At 56.9% G+C, this 18,229-nt stretch carries 16 protein-coding genes; 7 read left to right on the top strand and 9 right to left on the bottom strand.

All coding sequences use genetic code 11. The features are described from left to right. Window position 1: 1 nt before the first annotated feature. Complete coding sequence (locus AC2FFA_RS01240; RefSeq protein WP_496849474.1) at window positions 2–1,522, bottom strand: hypothetical protein; 1,521 nt, start codon at window positions 1,520–1,522, stop codon at window positions 2–4. After that, entirely contained in the window at window positions 1,512–1,661 is a 150-nt protein-coding gene (locus AC2FFA_RS01245) for a hypothetical protein (protein ID WP_162896777.1), read from the bottom strand. Before AC2FFA_RS01245 ends, AC2FFA_RS01240 begins: the two co-directional genes overlap by 11 nt. Window positions 1,662–1,740: 79 nt before the next feature. On the opposite strand from AC2FFA_RS01245, the gene AC2FFA_RS01250 reads away from it, so the two are divergent. Next, a complete protein-coding gene (locus AC2FFA_RS01250; protein ID WP_496849477.1) occupies window positions 1,741–2,328 on the top strand; it encodes a shikimate kinase in 588 nt (195 codons plus the stop codon). Beyond that, window positions 2,329–3,441 (top strand): 3-dehydroquinate synthase, encoded by a 1,113-nt coding sequence (aroB, locus tag AC2FFA_RS01255; protein WP_496849479.1) that lies wholly within the window; start codon window positions 2,329–2,331, stop codon window positions 3,439–3,441. It begins immediately after the preceding gene. 9 nt (window positions 3,442–3,450) lie between these two features. Here the strand turns inward: aroB and AC2FFA_RS01260 are convergent, their stop codons facing one another. Continuing rightward, window positions 3,451–4,521: a site-2 protease family protein gene (locus tag AC2FFA_RS01260; RefSeq protein WP_299896433.1), complete on the bottom strand. Its 1,071-nt coding sequence runs from the start codon at window positions 4,519–4,521 to the stop codon at window positions 3,451–3,453. A gap of 18 nt (window positions 4,522–4,539) precedes the next feature. After that, window positions 4,540–5,028 (bottom strand): single-stranded DNA-binding protein, encoded by a 489-nt coding sequence (ssb, locus tag AC2FFA_RS01265; RefSeq protein WP_496849481.1) that lies wholly within the window; start codon window positions 5,026–5,028, stop codon window positions 4,540–4,542. A 203-nt stretch (window positions 5,029–5,231) separates the two neighbouring features. Between ssb and AC2FFA_RS01270 the strand changes: the two genes are divergently transcribed. The 3 genes from AC2FFA_RS01270 to AC2FFA_RS01280 all read left to right on the top strand — a co-directional run bounded on the left by AC2FFA_RS01270 (window position 5,232) and on the right by AC2FFA_RS01280 (window position 7,986). Next, window positions 5,232–5,810, top strand: coding sequence for a lytic transglycosylase domain-containing protein (locus tag AC2FFA_RS01270; protein ID WP_496849483.1), 579 nt, complete (start codon window positions 5,232–5,234; stop codon window positions 5,808–5,810). 96 nt (window positions 5,811–5,906) lie between these two features. Beyond that, entirely contained in the window at window positions 5,907–6,869 is a 963-nt protein-coding gene (locus AC2FFA_RS01275; RefSeq protein WP_496849485.1) for a LuxR C-terminal-related transcriptional regulator, read from the top strand. Between the two features lie 130 nt (window positions 6,870–6,999). After that, window positions 7,000–7,986 carry an MBL fold metallo-hydrolase gene (locus AC2FFA_RS01280; protein ID WP_117869198.1) on the top strand — a complete coding sequence of 329 codons (987 nt, stop codon included), beginning with the start codon at window positions 7,000–7,002 and terminating at the stop codon, window positions 7,984–7,986. A gap of 120 nt (window positions 7,987–8,106) precedes the next feature. On the opposite strand, the gene AC2FFA_RS01285 is transcribed toward AC2FFA_RS01280, so the two are convergent. The 5 genes from AC2FFA_RS01285 to miaA all read right to left on the bottom strand — a co-directional run bounded on the left by AC2FFA_RS01285 (window position 8,107) and on the right by miaA (window position 15,860). After that, complete coding sequence (locus AC2FFA_RS01285; RefSeq protein WP_496717366.1) at window positions 8,107–10,194, bottom strand: dipeptide ABC transporter ATP-binding protein; 2,088 nt, start codon at window positions 10,192–10,194, stop codon at window positions 8,107–8,109. 94 nt (window positions 10,195–10,288) lie between these two features. Further along, complete coding sequence (locus AC2FFA_RS01290) at window positions 10,289–11,752, bottom strand: ABC transporter permease (RefSeq protein ID WP_496849487.1); 1,464 nt, start codon at window positions 11,750–11,752, stop codon at window positions 10,289–10,291. Window positions 11,753–11,765: 13 nt separating this feature from the next. After that, window positions 11,766–12,812 carry an ABC transporter permease gene (locus AC2FFA_RS01295; protein ID WP_117869195.1) on the bottom strand — a complete coding sequence of 349 codons (1,047 nt, stop codon included), beginning with the start codon at window positions 12,810–12,812 and terminating at the stop codon, window positions 11,766–11,768. A gap of 136 nt (window positions 12,813–12,948) precedes the next feature. Next, a complete protein-coding gene (locus AC2FFA_RS01300) occupies window positions 12,949–14,613 on the bottom strand; it encodes an ABC transporter substrate-binding protein (RefSeq protein WP_496849489.1) in 1,665 nt (554 codons plus the stop codon). Window positions 14,614–14,969: 356 nt separating this feature from the next. Then, the gene (miaA, locus tag AC2FFA_RS01305; protein WP_117869193.1) at window positions 14,970–15,860 is read right to left on the bottom strand and encodes a tRNA (adenosine(37)-N6)-dimethylallyltransferase MiaA; all 891 of its coding nucleotides are present in this window, start codon (window positions 15,858–15,860) and stop codon (window positions 14,970–14,972) included. Window positions 15,861–15,957: 97 nt separating this feature from the next. On the opposite strand from miaA, the gene pyrH reads away from it, so the two are divergent. Together pyrH and AC2FFA_RS01315 are read left to right on the top strand one after the other, a co-directional pair. After that, window positions 15,958–16,710 (top strand): UMP kinase, encoded by a 753-nt coding sequence (gene pyrH, locus AC2FFA_RS01310; RefSeq protein WP_117869192.1) that lies wholly within the window; start codon window positions 15,958–15,960, stop codon window positions 16,708–16,710. Window positions 16,711–16,974: 264 nt separating this feature from the next. Continuing rightward, window positions 16,975–18,201, top strand: coding sequence for an aminotransferase class V-fold PLP-dependent enzyme (locus AC2FFA_RS01315; protein WP_496849492.1), 1,227 nt, complete (start codon window positions 16,975–16,977; stop codon window positions 18,199–18,201). The last annotated feature ends 28 nt before the right edge of the window (window positions 18,202–18,229 follow it).

Here is an 18,229-nt window from a genome sequence, read left to right on the forward strand (position 1 = left end):
ATCAACGCTCTTGCAGGATCAACAGGCTCAACACTGCGCGCCGCGCTGTGTCTTCCAGGCCCACGCGTCGGAAGGTTGCGATTGCTGCGGTCAGATCCACCAGATTGCCCCGTGCACCATGCGCAAACAGTTGCATGGCTTCCAGTATGGCTTCACCAAGTTGACCGTTGTCGAGCAAGGCGTCGATATCGTTGGGTACGGGCGCCGCCCATTCAAATCCCTGAGCAACCGCGTCCGCCCAAGGAGAAGGAGAAACCGCCCGCCCCGGATCACCCTGTGCCAAAGCTGCAAGGAATAGGGTGTCGATTGAGTCGTCCGGCGCGGATTGTGCTGCCTGTTCGTACAGGTCAGACAACATCAGAATGCGCCAGCGCAGGTTTTCAGTCGCCGGCACCGCCAAGGTAGTGTTCGACAAACGCTTGGCAAACAATTCGGCGAAGGGCACTTCAAGCCCGACGCCACGCATCTGCTGCCAGACCGGTGGCAGTGTTTTTCCAATGGCTTCAGCGTTTCGGGTATCCAGCGCGCTTTCAAAACGTTGGATGGCTGCAACCCTGTCCCAAACAGCGCCGGACGCCGCCGGGGACCGCTCGGTATAAAGGCCCAGCAAATGATTGGGCGTCAAAGCGCCAATGCGTGTAAGCCGTTCGGCGGCTTCGATCTGTGCTTTCCATCCGGCCACATCCCGAAGATCTGCATTTGCAAAAGCTCTTGGCAACGAGGCGGTCGGAAGCCGTTCACCAATCGCCTCATACAGTCGGAAACTCAGTGGATTCGGGTTTTCAGGTTGAGGCAGATAAGCCGCGCCTTCATAGAGTTCCGGGCTTAGAAAACGATCCAGAACCGCCAGGTCTTCTGGTGGCAGGATGTCCAAGGCATGCGCCGCCTCCAGCGTCAGCGCGGCCGACGCCCAATCCCCGCGCCGGGCTTTGCAGAACACTTGCGCGGCGTAGTTCCTTGACAGGTGCGGTTCAGCGATAAGGGCGGTGCAACTGCGATCCTCATCACCGGTCAGCAGCGTCGCGTCAAACCAGCGTTGAAACCGTTCCTGTGTATCGGTCGGCCCGGCCAACTGAACCAGCGATTGAACGGGATCTGCTGCGCCCAGTTGCATCAGACGGTCCAGTCGCGCCAGCAGCATGACCTCTTGGGCATCAGGGCCAGCCGGTGCGCGGGTTTCTGAAAGAAGCAACGTAAACAACAAGCGTTGCATCGCCGGGTTGTCGCGAACGGGCGTCCTTGCGATCAGGGCCGCCAGCCGGCTTGCATCGCTGCCTTGCCACAATTCTACTGGCAACCCTGTGATGGACGACGCAACCAGGCCCAACGGTTGTGACAGCGCTTCAAGCGGCGTCACCTCAATCTCTGGCAATCCTCCATTCTGCGCCACCGGCGGTTCTAGCAAAACCGTTCCGGGCAGGTTTTCCGGCGGATTCGCCAGCCAATCAATCGCAGACAACGGGGTTTGCGCATGTGCCGGTCCCGCCAGAAGGATCGCCAACAGCGCTTGTTTAGTCGACATCCAATACGACCGGTTCGCGGATTTCACTTTGAGGCGCAGAAAAATCCGCGCCAAAGAACGGTCCGACATAGGCATAGACAACCAGCCCAATGAACCCCAGGCAAAGAACATATATCAGGAATTTGATCAGTCGGCCCATGGCGCCACGCTGCCTCAATTTTTGCTTTTGGCCAAGTTATAACTGGCATTTTTCCCAAGATCACGTCATTCACGGTTAAATGAGCGAAATTAAGCATAACACACAGTCGGCAGACACACAGGGTGGCTTTGAACTGCACAAAACGGTGGTTCTTGTGGGTATGATGGGGGCTGGCAAGACTGCGGTGGGGCGCGCATTGGCCGCCCGTCTGGGCGTTCCGTTTCTGGACAGCGATGCCGAGATCGAATCAGCCGCCAACATGACCATTCCGGAAATCTTTGAACGTGACGGTGAACCTTTCTTTCGCGCCAAGGAATCGCAGGTCATCGGGAGATTGCTGAACGAGAAAAAGGGCATTCTTTCAACGGGTGGCGGGGCGTATCTGCAGCCGGAAAACCGTCGCATCATTGCCGAAAAGGGTGCTGCAGTCTGGCTGCGGGCGGATCTGAATGTTCTGTGGAATCGTGTTCGCCACAAAGACACACGTCCACTGCTGCGCACAGCCGATCCGTATGCGACGTTGAAAGCGCTCTATGAGGCCCGCGTGCCGGTTTATGCTCAGGCAGATCTGGCTGTGGATTCGGATGGCGAGACCTCGATCGAAAATATGGCAGGCCGCGTTGTCGACGCGCTGATGACACGCCCTGATGTTTTGGAACTCAAATAAATGCATCAAACAGTACATGTAGACCTTGATGACCGCTCGTATGATGTTGAAATCGGTCCAGATCTTCTGACGCGGGCAGGGGGCTGGATATCACCACTTCTGGCCCGGCCAAAAGTGGCGGTTTTGACGGATGAAAACGTGGCCGGTCTGCATCTTGAGACCCTGCGCGCCGGGCTGATGGCTGCGGGGATCGAGATGACCGCACTGGCATTGCCCTCCGGAGAGGCGACCAAAAGCTGGCCGCATTTCGAGCGCGCTGTCGAGTGGTTGCTTGCTGAAAAAGTCGAACGTCGGGATGTCGTCGTGGCCTTGGGCGGCGGGGTCATCGGAGACCTTGCAGGCTTTGCAGCGGCGGTTTTGCGGCGTGGTGTTCGTTTTGTGCAGATTCCAACGTCCTTGCTGGCGCAAGTGGACAGTTCGGTTGGGGGAAAGACCGGGATCAACGCACCTCAGGGGAAAAACCTGATCGGCGCGTTTCATCAACCGTCTCTGGTTCTGGCCGACACCTCTGTTCTGGGGACCATGACCCAGCGAGATTTTTTGTCAGGGTATGGCGAAGTCGTGAAATACGGTTTGCTTGGCGACGCGAAATTCTTTGATTGGCTAGAGGCGAACGGGCCAAGCGTTTCCTCGGGTGACATGGCGGCCCGCGTACGCGCGGTAACGCGTTCAGTGCAAATGAAAGCCGATATCGTCGCGCGGGATGAAACCGAACAAGGCGACCGGGCTCTTCTCAATCTGGGGCACACGTTCTGCCACGCTCTGGAAGCTGCAACAGGCTATTCTGACCGCCTTCTGCACGGTGAAGGTGTGGCAATAGGTTGTGCGCTGGCGTTTGAGCTGTCGTCTCGGCTGGGTTTGTGTTCGCAAGAGGATCCAAGCCGGGTACGCGCGCACTTGCGTGCGATGGGGATGAAGACGGATCTGGCTGATATTCCGGGCGAATTGCCAAGTGCCGACGCGCTGGTGGATCTGATGGGGCAAGACAAAAAAGTCGTGGACGGTCAGCTTCGGTTTATTCTCGCGCGCGGGATCGGAGAGGCGTTTGTGACGCCAGATGTGCCGAAAGATGCGGTTCTTTCGGTTCTGTCGGATGCGCTTGCGACGGCTTGAACTGAAAGCCTAACGACCCTGAATAACCATTAACTCACCGATGTTTTCGCGGGTGATGTAACCCATCATCCGACCAGCCCGAGTGACCACGGCAATTGCCGGAGCCCCCTTATGCAGATGTTCCAACACGGTCTCGAGGCCGGTGGTAAGCGAAACTGCGGGGACATCGGCATTCATGATCGAGGTGGCAGGTGCCGATCTGGGTTGATCGCCTGCGAGCGCGGCAAACAGCCGATCTCGGGTCACAAAACCAAGCAGAGATTGATCCGTATCCAGTACAGGGAACTCATGCTGCGTGGTGTGAATTACGGCTTGTGCTGCTGTGCTCAGCGTATCGTTGGGGGAGAGCGCGTGAAACTCGGTGATCATCGCGTCCCGGGCCAGAACGCGGCGTGCCGCAGATCGCAAGGCGACGTCCTGGCTTTCTGCGTTGGCGGCGATGAACACGAACACTGCGATCAGCACAAGAAACGGGTTGCCCGAACTCAGCCCCACAAAACCCAGGCCAACGGCGACGATCTGGCCACCGAGCGCAGCCACGCGTGTTGCTTTGACACGATCCATGCGCAGGCAAAGAAGGGCGCGGAACACGCGTCCTCCGTCCATGGGGAAGGCCGGGATCATGTTGAATACTGCCAGCAGAAGGTTGATATAGGCCAGCCTGTTCAGAAACCCGATGCCCGGTGAATCGATCTGGGAAAGCGTCTCGATCGGCAGTCCAGCACCAAACGCGACCAGAATGATCCAGATCACGATGTTCACCGCCGGACCTGCAAGTGCCACCAAGACTTCTTGCAACGGCTTTTCCGGCATCCTTTCAAGCCGGGCCAACCCACCGATCGGCAACAGTGTTATGTCTGGGGTCTTGATTCCATACCGCCGGGCCATGAGGGCATGACCGAACTCATGGGCGACCACACAGGCAAACAAGGCCAAAACAAACAAGAGGTTGTCAATGGCTGCCGGCAGGCCGCCTGCTGAATAGGCCGCAAAGCCCACCCAGGCCAGCAGTAAGAAGAATGTGACATGGACCCTCAGTTCGGACCCGAGCAATCGGCCGAGAGAGAAGGACCATGTCATGTCGTGTCTCCGATTTGCTTAGAACGGAATCTCGTCGTCGTCGATTCCGCCCGATGCCGGTGCCGGTGCCGGGGAACTGGACGGACCGCCATAGGGGTCTCCGTACCCGCTGCCTCCGGCTTGGCCACCGCCATAACCACCGCCACCGCCTTCGCCGCGCCCATCCAGCATCACGAGGGTAGAGCCAAAGCCCTGCAGGACAACTTCGGTAGAATAGCGGTCCTGGCCTGACTGGTCCTGCCACTTGCGGGTCTGCAATTGCCCTTCAAGATAGACCTTTGAACCCTTGCGCAGGTATTGCTCTGCCACACGGACCAAGCCTTCGTTGAAGATGGCGACCGAGTGCCATTCTGTGCGTTCGCGGCGTTCACCCGTGTTACGGTCTTTCCAGTTCTCTGACGTGGCAATACGCAGATTGCAGACTTTGCCGCCATTCTGGAATGTCCGCACTTCGGGATCACGCCCCAGATTTCCGACCAGAATGACCTTGTTGACTGAACCCGCCATGTAATTCCTCGTTCCGTTCTGACGTAAATGCGCCGAATCTGGCGCGACTTGTTTCGTGAGACCCTATACGGCCTGCATCATGGTTGAAAACAGTAGATACAACAGTGTGGAACAAGAGTCTTACTTTGGTCTTTACCAAGCTTTCATTTTTTGCGGGAATACCTATACTCCGACTGGTTTCTTATCGAGCAGGATAGGCATTGATGCGTTCTTGGGTTGCCGGGTTTTCTGTTGTCTGCCTTGTGCTGGCTGTCGCGCCTGTGCAGGCGCAAACGCTGTCCACCAAAAGCCGTAAGGATATCTTCCTCAAACAGTCCAAGATTTTGGATTCCCGCGCGGCGACGCAATATCGTGATTCCGCGCGGTTGAAACCAAAGACATCCCGTGCGCAGACCAGCAAGCGATATACCGGAAAGTATCGCGGTCAGTATCTGGATCTGGCGAAACAGGCTGCCCGCCTTCATGACATTCCCGAAGACTTGTTTCTGCGCCTTGTGCAGCAGGAAAGCGGATGGAACCCGCAGGCAAAGTCTCACAAAGGTGCTCTGGGATTGGCGCAGCTGATGCCCCAGACCGCCGAGCTTTTGGGGGTCAACCCCCATGACCCCAAGCAGAATCTTGAGGGTGGGGCCAGATACCTGTCCTGGCAGTATCGCAAGTTCAAATCCTGGCCATTGGCTTTGGCCGCTTACAATGCGGGCCCAAAAGCGGTGGAAAAGCATGGCGGCATTCCGCCATACAAGGAAACCCAGAACTACGTGAAGGTCATCTGGGGCGGTTAAACCCGATGCCGCGGCGCAGAGCGTCCAGTTCTTGATTATGTGCAACCTGACCCGCTAACCTGAAAGGGTATCGCCCGGTAACTGGTGAGGCCCTAAATGCCTGTTGACCACCCAGAGATTCCCAGAGAAACGCTGGCCAACTGGCAGCAACTGGTTGATCTGGTCGCAGAGTTGGCGGATGTGCCTGCAAGCCTGATCATGAAAACCGACGCGCCGGATCATGCGGTGCTGATCACCTCGGATCATCCCGAAAACCCATATCCGGTCGGCTTGAGCTTCCAGTTGAACCCCAAGCTTTATTGTCAGGGCGTCTTGCAGCGGGACGAGGAATTGGTGGTCAAAGATGCTGCGTGCGATCCGGTTTGGGCGGACAATGACGATCTGGAACATGGGATGACATTTTACATCGGCCTTCCACTGAAATGGCCCGATGGATCGGTATTTGGAACTATTTGTGTTCTGGATCGCAAGCAGAACCGACGTGCCTTGTTGTTCCGCGAAGGGCTGGCGCAGTTCGCACGCATGGTCGAGTCGGATTTGGTTTTGTTGCAAGAGGTTTACCTGCGTCGCGCGCTGGAAGGAAAACTCAACGAAACACTGGCACAGCTGGAAACACGTGTCGCGAAACGCACGCGTGAGCTGCAGGAAACCAACACGGCGCTGCGCGTCCTGCTGTCCAGTCTGGATGACGATCGCAAAAGCCGCGATCACGAAATAGTCGAACAGGTGCGCAGCAGAGTGCTGCCATATCTGGAAAAAATTCGAACGCAGCTTTCCGGGGATGAGGCGCAGTATGTCTATCTTGAACTGGCCGAGAAGAACCTGAACGAGATCACGTCTGCATTGTCGGACAAACTGACAGATGCATTTGCAGTGATGACCCCGACAGAGATCGAGATTGCGCAGATGGTCATGTTTGGAAAAACGACCAAAGACATTGCCAAGGCCCTGTCGCGAGAAACATCGACAATTGATTTTCACCGCAACAACATCCGCCGCAAGCTGGGGCTCGAAGGACGCGACCAGAACTTGCGCAGTCATTTGCTCTCGATTTCGTGAACGTGAAATGTGGGGTTTCTCCCCATATTTCGCCCCCATTTTTTCGGTCTGAGCCGATATGCTTTGAATTGTTACCTTTAGCTGGGACGCGCGGAAAAACTGCGAGGGTCCAACAGAGAGGTACACAAAAATGGATCGCAAAGATCTGAAACCAACCATCCTGATCGGGGACAAAGATCATCTGGCGCCGGGGCTGTCGCGCCGGTCGTTCTTCATGGCGGCAGGCGCTGCCGGGGTCGGCGCGACCGCTTCTGTGCTGGGCGCACAACCGGCCCAGGCGCAATCTCAGGCGTGGCTACAGCCGGGCAACAACAACCATGTGATCGATCTGCAAGGCGCAACGGGTCAGGCCAGCACCGGGACGGTTGGCATCGACTATTATGGGCATTGTGCGATCAAGATCACCTCGCCCAACGGGGCAACAGCACTGTTTGATCCCTGGCGGGATGATCCGTCGGGCGCGTGGGGCCTTTGGTTCCGCAACGAGTTCCCGCAAATCCCGGTAGACATCACCCTGTCGACCCATGCACATTTCGATCATGATGCGATTGAACGCCCAAACTCGACCATGGTGCTGGATCGTATGGTAGGCAAATTCGAGTTTTCTGACATCAAGATCACGGGTTTTGCCGACAAACACGCTTGTGTCGCGCCGGGATGGTATGACTGGACCAATGCGCTGGCCGAATTTGGGGTGGAAGCCTGCCCGCCGAACAATGTAGGTCACATGGATATGGTCGTCTATCTGGTCGAGACCGGCGGCATTCGCACGCTGATCTGGGGCGACAATCGCCATAACCCGCCGCAGGAGTTCTGGGACGCAATCGGTCAGGTGGATGTTCTGACTCTGCCGGTGGATGGCTCGGAACACATTCTCAGCTTCGATCAGGGCAACGACATTGTGTCCAAGCTCAAGCCCAAGGTGATCATCCCCACACATTACCTGAATGAGGTCACGTCCTACACGTTGACCACGCTACAATCTGCGGACGATTGGGTGAAGGGACAGCAGAGTTACAAGATGCTCGACAGCGCCAGCCTTCAGCTTGAAGCCGGTGGAATTGCCGGAATGAACCAGGAATTCATGCATTTCGGAAACAACGTCATGACCGGTTGACGAATTACCAAAGGTCGCCACTCACACACACTTCCACACGCCGTCTGTCTCCCCACAAACCACGGCGTCAAGAGAAAGGGCCGGTCTCCGACCGGCCCTTTCTAAATGCTAGCAACAGGTTTATTCCGCCGCGACTTTTATCACCGGCTCCATCCGGGCCAGAATATCTTCGGCCAGGTGACATTTTACCTGATGCCCATCTGCCAGCGTCTGCACCGGCGGCACATGCGATTCACACCGTCCATCAGGCACTTCGGATTTCCAGCGGCAACGTGTCTGGAACGGACAACCCGGCGGTGGGTTCATCGCCGAAGGAATATCACCTTCCAGAACGATGTGCTGTTTCTCGACCGAGGTATCCGCAATCGGAACCGCGCTCAGCAACGCTTCGGTGTAAGGGTGATAGGGCGGGGCAAATACCTGATCCGTTGTGCCCAATTCCACAACATGGCCCAGATACATCACCATGACCCGGTCGCTCAGGTAACGCACGATGGACAGGTCGTGGCTGATGAACAGCAGCGTGGTTTTGTGTTCTCGCTGAATCTCCATCAACAGATCCGTCACGGCTGCCTGAACCGACACATCCAGCGCCGAAACGGGTTCGTCCGCCACAACGATTCGCGCATCCCCGGCAAAGGCGCGTGCGATACCCACGCGCTGTTTCTGACCACCCGACAGTTGTCGCGGCATTCTGTCCGCAAAGGCGCGCGGCAGCTTCACCAGATCAAGCAGTTCCAGCATCCGCTTCTTGCGCTCGGCCTCAGAGTTTCCGACGCCGAAGATTTCCAGCGCACGGATGATCTGACGTCCGACGGTCATCGACGGATTCAGCGTGTCGAACGGGTTCTGGAAAACCATCTGAACTTCGCCGACCGTCTTGGCATCACGCTCTTCGATGGGCACCTGCTCGATGTTACGGTTGTCCAACAGAATCTGTCCGTCCGTGGCCGTCTCCAACCCCATAAGAACCTTGGCGAAGGTGGACTTGCCGCAGCCGGATTCCCCCACGATAGCCAGTGTCTCAGATTCGTGCGCCTCGAAGCTGAGCGTCTCGTTGGCCTTCACAACCTTCTTTTCACCGCCACCAAACAAGGCATTTGCAGCGACCTCGTAGTATTTCTTGAGATTGTCTATTTTCAGTACCGTCCGGCCGATTTCACCTTTTTCCTTCTGATCCGCCAGAGTGAGAGGGGCATTCCAGTCGATCTCCTGAAATTTCAGACAGCGCGTATGGTGCCGGTCATTTCCGGGCACAGCCTCCATCAGGATGTCTTTCGCGTCACAGCGACCCTCTTCGAAATAGTCGCAGCGCGGTCCGAAGTTGCAGCCCGGAGGCCGCTCGTGGGGCAATGGGAAGTTCCCCGGAATGGCCACCAACGGACGCGAATTCTTGTCTGCGCCCGGCAGCGGGATCGAACGGAACAGCGCCTGTGTATAAGGGTGCTGCATCTCGTCGAACACATCCTTGATCGAGCCGCGCTCGACCGCTTCACCCGAATACATCACGCATAGTCGGTCGCAGGTTTCCAGAACCAGCCCGAGGTTGTGCGAGATAAACAACATCGAGGTGCCGTATTTCTTACCCAGATCCTTGACCAGTTCGACCACAGCGGCCTCAACCGTCACGTCCAAAGCGGTTGTCGGCTCATCCAGGATCAACAGCGCCGGTTTCGACATCAGCGCCATAGCAATCACGATGCGCTGCTGCTGACCGCCCGACAGCTGGTGCGGAAACGAATTCAACATCCGCTCGGGGTCCGGCAGGCGAACGTCCGTCACTACTTCCAGTGCACGAGAGTAAGCCTCTTCCTGACTTACACCCTCGTGGATCATCGGCACTTCCATCAGCTGTTTGCCGATCTTCATCGCCGGGTTCAGCGAGGCCATCGGCTCCTGGTAGATCATCGCGATTTCATTTCCGCGAATGTCGCGCAACTCCTCGCTCGACATCTCTGCCAGATCGCGGCCCTTGAACTTGATCGTGCCTCCGACGACGCGGCCGTTTTTGCCAAGGTCCTGCATCACGCCCAGCGCCACGGTCGATTTACCACAACCGGATTCGCCAACCAGCCCCACGGCTTCGCCGGGCTGTACGCTGACCGAGAAATCCATCACGGCGGGAATTTCCCGCAGGCGGGTAAAGAATGAGATGGACAGCTTGTCGATCTCCAGGATCGGGCCGTCATAATCCGCCATTTTGCTCATCTTGCTTACTCCTCACCAAATGCGGGGATCCCCTTCATCTGGCCGAAAATATCCCGGTGGGTCCGGGGGGGCTGGCCCCCCGGCCTCGATCACATCAGTCCTTCAAGCTTTCTTCGCGCAGGCCGTCGGCCAACAGGTTCAGACCAAGAACCAGCGACAGCAGCGCAAAAGCAGGCGGAAGGGCAGGGTGCAGGTAGATCGACAGAAGCTTCCGCCCCTCATTGATCGTCGACCCCCAATCCGGGCTTTCAGGCGGCAGGCCCAGTCCGAAGAAACCCAAGGTACCCAAAAGGATGGTGGTGTAACCGATACGCAGACAGAAATCGACGATCAGCGGACCACGGGCGTTGGGCAGAATTTCCCACAACATGATGTACCACGGACCCTCGCCACGCGTCTGGGCCGCGGCCACGTAGTCACGTGTCTTGATGTCCAATGCCAGCCCGCGCACAATACGGAAAACCGTGGGTGAGTTTACAAAAACCACCGAGACGAAGACCACCAGAATACCGCCGGGGATATCGAACAGGTCCAAATAGGTTGGCAGGCCCCAGATCCGATAAGCCTCGGTGTTGATGACGTAGCCTCCAGTTGAAATCAGTGACAGATACAGCCAGATCGCAACGCCCAGAACACCGATCAGCAGAGGGGTGCGGAAACTCGGGCGTGTGTAATAGCGCGAGTTCAGCAACACACAGATGAACAGGATCGGGAACACGAACAGAACGGCCGCCATGTAGTTTGGCACTCCGGTCGCCACGATTTCCGGTGTCACCAGAAGATAGAACAGCAAGATGACCGGGAAGGCGAGGATCAGGTTTGCCAGGAAAGACAGGAACGTGTCCAGACGACCGCCGTAATACCCGGCGGGAAGTCCCAGCGTAATACCGACCATGAAGGCGAACATCGTTGCAAGCGGTGCTATCTGCACCACGACCCAGGCCCCTTTGACCATCCGGCTGAATACGTCACGTGCCAGGTTGTCACCGCCCAGAAGATACCAGGCATACTCGCCGTCCTCCAGGTTCGGTAAAGGTGTCCCCGGCACTTTGTTCTTCATGCCAGAGATCTGTGTCAGCGGGTCATGGGTAACGATCAGGTCAAGCGCGCCGAAGATGCCGGTAAAGACCCAGAACATCACAAGGCCAAAGCCGATCATACCGATGGGACTGTCATACAGTTTGCCGTATAACCCCAACCGCCTTTTAAAGGCGATCGACATGGCGAACATGATGATCAGCGCGACCCATACTGGCAGGAATTGCTGGGAAATGGCGCCGATGATCCCGGCGCCTGTGCCCATCAGGATACCCAGCACCAGATAGGCCACGGCCAATCCTACGCTGGCCAGAAAACTGTAGTGCAGCGCAAGTTGGATCAGTCCGCGGACACCGCCGCCTGAACTGACGGATCCATCCGGGTTCACGACAATCTGCTGTTCAGGCTGGAATATACTGACGATGATCCAGACCAAGATCGACAGGATCAGTGCTGCCAGTGCGATCATCAGCAGCGGGTTCAGGAAGGCAATAGAGCCGGTCCAGGATAGTGGTTCCATAATCTCTCCCTCCTTATGAAATGCGGATGCGCGGGTTGAGGTAGACGTAGCCGATATCCGAGATCAGCTGCGTTATCAGAACAACAAAGACCGACACGACCGAAATCGCCAGCAGAAGCTGGATGTCGTTGTTGCCTGCTGCCTGAACAAGCGCCCAGCCGAAACCCTTGTAGTTAAACAGGGTTTCAACAATTACGACGCCGTTGAGCAGCCATGGGAACTGCAGCATGATAACCGTGAACGGCGCGATCAACGCGTTGCGCAACGCGTGTTTCATGACGATGTTCGGGAACGAGACGCCTTTCAGCCGCGCGGTTCGGATGTATTGCGCCGTCATCACCTCGGTCATCGAAGCGCGGGTCATCCGGGCGATATAGCCCATACCGTACAGCGCGATGGTAAGGACCGGCAGGAAGAAGTTCTCGAATGTCGGGTTCTCCATCGCTTGCGTCGCGGTTCCCTTGAACCACTTCAATCCAACCGTGGACGAGGTGAAGATTGCGATGAAGATAACGCCGGACACATATTCCGGTGTCGCTGTCGTTATGATCGAGAAAGTTGAAAGGGATCGATCCAGGGCTGATCCCTCTCGCATCCCGGCCAGAACACCAACAATCAATGCGGAAGGCACCATCAGGACCAAAACCCAGAACATGAGGTAACCTGTGTTGCCCAGACGCTTACCAACAATGGTTCCGACTTCGTCCTTGAATACGGTCGAGTATCCCCAATCGCCCTGAAGAACACCGCAATATCTTGCCGTGTCCTCTGCCGTCGAACCGGGTCTCGTGCAGGTTCCCACAAACTGGCCATCTTCCAAGGTGTTCTGAAATCCAGGCATCACGCCCAGCCATTGGCCGTATTTCACGAGTGTTGGCTGTAGGTAACCGCGGTTATCCAACCAGGCTTCGACCTGCTCATCCGACATGCGCTGGTTGCCCTGCGTTTTCGCCAGCTTTTCAAGGTTCGGGTAAAGGTTGGTCAGGAAAAAGACGACGAATGTCAGACATAATGCCGTAAGCAGCATCACTCCGAACCGTCGTAGGATGAATAGTCCCATGGTGGCCCCTGTTGTTCAGGTATTCCGCAGATCATTGGACCATTTTCTGGCCTCGGACGTCCGACCCCTCGTCGGCAAGTCTGCGGCTGGAAAGGGGCGCCCGTGTCAGGCGCCCCTTGTGTGTCATTGGCAGTGCTTAGGCAGCCCAGCCCCACTTGTAGTGGTGGTGTTCGAAGGTCACGTGCATATCCGTATCCACAAGGCCCTCTTTCATGTGACGATAGAGCGAACGCCAATAGGGCTGGATCGTGACTCCATCTTCCTGCAGCAGGGCTTCGCCACGCGCCATGACTTCGCGACGTTGATCTGCGTCAGCAATGGCAAGCGCTTCTTCCAGAATGGCGTCAAATTCCGGGTTCGCATAGCCAAACTCGTTCCAGGCTTCGCCCGAACGATAGGCAAGTGCCCAGACCTGCACACCCAGCGGACGCGGGTTCCAGTTGGTCGAGCTGAACGGGTACTTTGCCCAGTCGTTCCAGAAGGTATTGCCCGGCAGAACGGTCCGCTTGACATTGATTCCGGCGTCGCGCAGCTGCGCGGCAACGGCATCAGTGGTGTTGCGACGCCAGTCATCGTCGATCGAGATGATCTCGTGTTCGAAGTCACCGAAACCAGCTTCGTCCATCAGCGCCTTGGCTGCCGCAGGATCAACCTTTTGCGGTGGAAGTTCTGCGTATTCCGGATGTAGCGGTGCCACGTGATGGTTCTCCGCCGGGGCTCCGCGGCCGCCATAGCCCAGTTCCAGACAAACAGAATTGTCTACAGCCATCTGAATCGCCTGCCGAACACGTTTGTCCGCATAAGGTTTCTGACCGTCGATCTCGGCCAGCTGGTTGGGACGAACAACGATAGTCGCAGCGGTCACAACTTCGGATTTCACATAACCTAGGCCATCCATCACGTCGATGAATTCGCCCACGGATTCATAAAGCATGTCAACTTCGTCGGATTCCAGTGCTGCCAGCCAGGCAGACGGGTCAGTTCCGTAGTCGATGTACTCGATACGATCCAGGGCAGGGCGGCCAAATACTTCTTCGCCCCACCAGGTGTGATCCGGGTTGCGAACCAGAACGGCTTTTACACCGACTTCAAGCTCATCAATCAGGTAGGGGCCGGTTCCCACGTTGTTCAGCAGGTCTGTCTCGCTGAACGAGCTGTGAACAATCGCGCCGGGATAATCGGCCATGCCAGGAATAAGGGTGATATCCGGTTTGGGCAGGTTCAGCTTGACCGTGGTTGCGTCGACAACTTCGATGACACCTTCACCGGCCTGACCAGTATCGGCGTCGATCAAGGTCGCGAAGCGACCGGCCATCGAGTTGGTTTCCGAGCTCTTGTCGCACCAGCGCGCGATGTTGCGGGCGACGTCGTCAGCCGTGAAATCATCGCCGTTGTTCCACTTGACGCCGGGGCGGACATTCAGAGTGTATTCGGTTGCGTCATCGTTGACTTCCCAACCTTCGAGCAGCATGCCGCGGAACGAACCGTCCGAGTTGTATTCGACCAGATATTCCAGTGTGCCGCGAGTCACGTTTGCGATTTGCGACCAGTCATAGGTACGGGGGTCTTTAAGTGCGCGTACTTCCATCTGCACGCGCAGTGTGCCGCCGTCTTGCTTTGCGGTTTGGGCCAAAGCAGGTGTCGGCAATCCGATCATGCTGTAGGCCACGGCGGCTGAAACTCCAAGACCGGTGGCGCGCGTCATGAATTCCCGTCGGCTTAGCTTGCCGTCGCGGTATTCCTGAGCGTGCATCTCGGCTGCCCAGTGCACCTTGTCTTTGGTGGATTCGGTATTCGTCATGGATGTCTCCCTGTGACACTGATTTTATTGATTGATTGTGGCTCTACGCGACCCGGATTTTCACGGTCGCCAGAGCGAAGGATTTTGTTTTTTGGACTCTGTACATCCCCATGTCGTTATTCGGCACCAGAATTCTGATAAGGTCAATGTTCGAAATCGTCATAAGTAGTACAAAAACGACATTCGCGATCAGTTGCAGTCGTAGAGGTGGTTTCTTCAAACGGCCCAAAGCGATGCCGGCATTCCCATTGTTTTCTTAGTTTGTTAAGGGAAACCGCAGCAAATCATTAAGTTCTGTTAAGCTTTGAGACTTGGTGGTCGTCTTGCTTAAGCAAAGTCGAAAGCTCTGGGTATCACTATGAAAAATCGACGTGATTCCATGCCTTCATACGGGCGCGAAACCAGGTGCGCTGACGCTTGGCGAATTGCCTTGTTGCAATGGTTGCGCGCTCGCGCGCCTGATCCAAAGTCATCGCGCCGTCCAGATACGCCCTGAGTTCCGGAACACCTATGGCCTTGCAGGCCGGAAGGGTTGGGTCGAACCGGTCCTGCATGGCGCGCACTTCCTCGATTGCACCCTGTTTGAGCATCTGATCAAAGCGGCGTTCTATCCTGTCCAGCAGCCATGTCTTGTCGACATCGAATACGATGGGAACCGTATCGTGAAGCTGCAGTATCGGCGGAGGCGTTTCGGCCCGCCAGGACAACAGGCTACGACCTGTGGCGCGCTGCACCTCCCAGGCGCGTTGCACGCGGGCACGGTTCTGCGTGTCCAGCCCTGCAAGCGTGTCTGCATCGACCCCCTCCAGAAGGTCTGCCATGGGCATCTGATCAGCCTCAGCCCGAACCGCAGGTGGAGTCGCTGGGATTTGCGCCATGCCTTCGGTCAGCGCCGAGAAATAAAGGCCCGTCCCGCCGACAATGATCGGGCGTTGATCCCCTGTGAGCAGGGGCACGACCTCGCGCAGCCAATGGCCGGTAGAATAATCCTGATCATAGGCGACATGTCCGTACAGCAGATGTGGCGCGCGGGTTTCTTCCTCAGTGGATGGCCTGGCCGAGATGACGCGCCAGCAGTCATAAACCTGACTTGCATCCGCGTTGACGATAACTCCGCCATGCCGTTCGGCAATCTCCAGCGCCAACGCTGATTTCCCCGATGCCGTCGGCCCTGCAATCAGAACCGGCTTGTCTTCGGGAATTGGAGACAGTCGCTGAAAAAGCAGGTCTGTTGATCGCCGGGTCATGCGCGGTTGCCTCTATCCTCACCAACCGCATTGAACCTGCGGAGCTTTTGCTTCATTTTGCGCCGGAAATTAACCCCGTGCCAGCCCGGAGCGCAACATGAGCCTTTCCCCTACTACTGAAACTGCTGAGTCCCCGAAAACAAAGTACAAACGGGTCATGTTGAAAATTTCAGGGGAGGCGTTGATGGGGGATCAGGGATTCGGTCTGCACCCGCCAACCGTGCAACGCATCGCACAGGAAGTGAAATCGGTCCACGATCTGGGCGTTGAGATTTGCATGGTCATTGGCGGCGGCAATATTTTTCGGGGCCTGAGCGGTTCAGCCCAGGGCATGGAGCGGACCACAGCGGATTATATGGGCATGTTGGCTACGGTAATGAACGCGCTGGGGATGCAATCCGCACTGGAAGAGAACGGAGTGTTCACCCGCGTGATCTCGGCCATTCGCATGGACGAGGTATGCGAGCCTTATATCCGCCGCCGCGCCGTACGGCACCTCGAGAAAAAGCGGGTCTGTATCTTCGCCGCCGGTACTGGCAATCCATATTTCACGACAGACACCGCAGCCACCCTGCGCGCCAACGAAATGGCGTGCGAGGCGATCTTCATGGGCAAGAACGGAGTGGATGGCGTGTACGACAAGGACCCTGCGGAACATGCTGACGCAGTGCGTTATGATACCGTGACCTATGATGACGTGCTGGCCAAGCGACTGCGGGTCATGGATGCCTCGGCCATTGCGTTGGCACGCGACAACAATCTGCCCCTGATCGTATTCGGGCTTGATGAGCCCGGTGGCTTCCGCGGAATTCTGGCAGGCGAGGGGACCTATACCAAGGTTCAGGGTTGAGGCCTGTGCAAGCGCCGGGCAACTCTGCAAGCTTTCAAAGCCCCGGCCTTATGTCGGGGCTTCTGCGTTTTGCTTTTGCTTGACGGTTGAGGACGGCGCTGTCTAAGTATCGGTGTCCTTCCAAGGCGAAGGGCTGCCCCGTGCTTTGTTGGCCCAAGGCCCGAGCACAGGCTGGGCTGGAAGACCTGCCATGATTTCTGAGATGTCCGGAAACATGCGTGGGCATCTCATTGATCTGAATGCATAAATAAGGAGCAATGAGGCATGAGCTCTCTGGATATCGATTTCGTTCGGGCGCAATTCCCGGCCTTTTCCGAACCCAGCCTGCAAGGCCAGGCGTTTTTCGAAAACGCGGGTGGATCTTACACCTGCAAGCCGGTGATTGACCGGCTGACACGGTTCTACACGCAGCGCAAGGTTCAGCCCTACGCCCCATATGAGGCCAGCCGCTTGGCGGGCGTCGAAATGGACGAAGCGCGTGCGCGCATGGCCGCCATTCTGGGCGTTGACACGGATGAGTTGAGTTTTGGCCCCTCAACCACCCAGAACACTTATGTCTTGGCGCAGGCGTTCCGACAATGGATGCAGCCCGGCGAGGCAATCGTCGTGACCAATCAGGATCACGAAGCCAACTCTGGCCCATGGCGCCGTCTGGCTGAGGACGGGATTGAGGTGAGGGAATGGCAGATCGATCCGGAAACCGGATCGCTGAACCCTCAGGATCTGGAAAACATGTTGGACGAAAAAGTGCGTCTGGTCTGTTTTCCTCATTGCTCAAATGTTGTTGGTGAGATCAATCCGGTCACAGAGATCACTGCTATTGCGCATGCGGCGGGTGCGTTTGTCTGCGTTGATGGCGTATCCTACGCCCCGCACGGATTTCCGAATGTTGGCGATCTGGGGCCGGATATTTATTTGTTTTCTGCGTACAAGACCTATGGCCCGCATCAGGGGTGCATGGTCATCCGCCGCACACTGGGAGAGCTGCTGCCCAACCAGGCGCATTATTTCAACGGTGACGTCTTGTACAAGCGATTCACCCCGGCTGGCCCCGATCACGCGCAGATCGCAGCCAGTGCTGGTATGGTGGATTATGTTGAGCTGCTGTGTACCCACCATGGCGGACCCGAGACGGGCGCGGCAGAGCAGGGAGCGTTTGCCCATGATCTGATGCGGTCGCACGAAGTGTCGCTGCTGCAACCGGTTCTGGATGCAGTAAAAGACCGAAACGCGGTACGTCTGATCGGTACGTCTGACGCCAACCGGCGCGCGCCCACCGTTGCGCTTTCGTTGAACCGTCCGGCTGAACCAGTTGCAGCAGAACTGGCGCAATATGGTGTCATGGCAGGCGGCGGAGACTTCTATGCGGTGCGTCCCTTGCGGGCGATGGGCGTTGATCCGGCACAAGGTGTTTTGCGCGTCAGCTTCACACATTACACTACACAGCACGAAATTGATCAGCTTCTAGAGGCTCTTGAGCGCGTTTTGTGATCCACTACCCTTGAGAGTGCGTATAGAT

This window comes from Ruegeria sp. YTSB088 (assembly GCF_059609825.1).

Bases quoted from the DNA above. Each gene is read 5' to 3' on its own strand.
- AC2FFA_RS01240 (WP_496849474.1), bottom strand. From the start codon at position 1,522: ATGTCGACTAAACAAGCGCTGTTGGCGATCCTTCTGGCGGGACCGGCA.
- AC2FFA_RS01245 (WP_162896777.1), bottom strand. From the start codon at position 1,661: ATGGGCCGACTGATCAAATTCCTGATATATGTTCTTTGCCTGGGGTTC.
- AC2FFA_RS01250 (WP_496849477.1), top strand. From the start codon at position 1,741: ATGAGCGAAATTAAGCATAACACACAGTCGGCAGACACACAGGGTGGC.
- aroB (WP_496849479.1), top strand. From the start codon at position 2,329: ATGCATCAAACAGTACATGTAGACCTTGATGACCGCTCGTATGATGTT.
- AC2FFA_RS01260 (WP_299896433.1), bottom strand. From the start codon at position 4,521: ATGACATGGTCCTTCTCTCTCGGCCGATTGCTCGGGTCCGAACTGAGG.
- ssb (WP_496849481.1), bottom strand. From the start codon at position 5,028: ATGGCGGGTTCAGTCAACAAGGTCATTCTGGTCGGAAATCTGGGGCGT.
- AC2FFA_RS01270 (WP_496849483.1), top strand. From the start codon at position 5,232: ATGCGTTCTTGGGTTGCCGGGTTTTCTGTTGTCTGCCTTGTGCTGGCT.
- AC2FFA_RS01275 (WP_496849485.1), top strand. From the start codon at position 5,907: ATGCCTGTTGACCACCCAGAGATTCCCAGAGAAACGCTGGCCAACTGG.
- AC2FFA_RS01280 (WP_117869198.1), top strand. From the start codon at position 7,000: ATGGATCGCAAAGATCTGAAACCAACCATCCTGATCGGGGACAAAGAT.
- AC2FFA_RS01285 (WP_496717366.1), bottom strand. From the start codon at position 10,194: ATGAGCAAAATGGCGGATTATGACGGCCCGATCCTGGAGATCGACAAG.
- AC2FFA_RS01290 (WP_496849487.1), bottom strand. From the start codon at position 11,752: ATGGAACCACTATCCTGGACCGGCTCTATTGCCTTCCTGAACCCGCTG.
- AC2FFA_RS01295 (WP_117869195.1), bottom strand. From the start codon at position 12,812: ATGGGACTATTCATCCTACGACGGTTCGGAGTGATGCTGCTTACGGCA.
- AC2FFA_RS01300 (WP_496849489.1), bottom strand. From the start codon at position 14,613: ATGACGAATACCGAATCCACCAAAGACAAGGTGCACTGGGCAGCCGAG.
- miaA (WP_117869193.1), bottom strand. From the start codon at position 15,860: ATGACCCGGCGATCAACAGACCTGCTTTTTCAGCGACTGTCTCCAATT.
- pyrH (WP_117869192.1), top strand. From the start codon at position 15,958: ATGAGCCTTTCCCCTACTACTGAAACTGCTGAGTCCCCGAAAACAAAG.
- AC2FFA_RS01315 (WP_496849492.1), top strand. From the start codon at position 16,975: ATGAGCTCTCTGGATATCGATTTCGTTCGGGCGCAATTCCCGGCCTTT.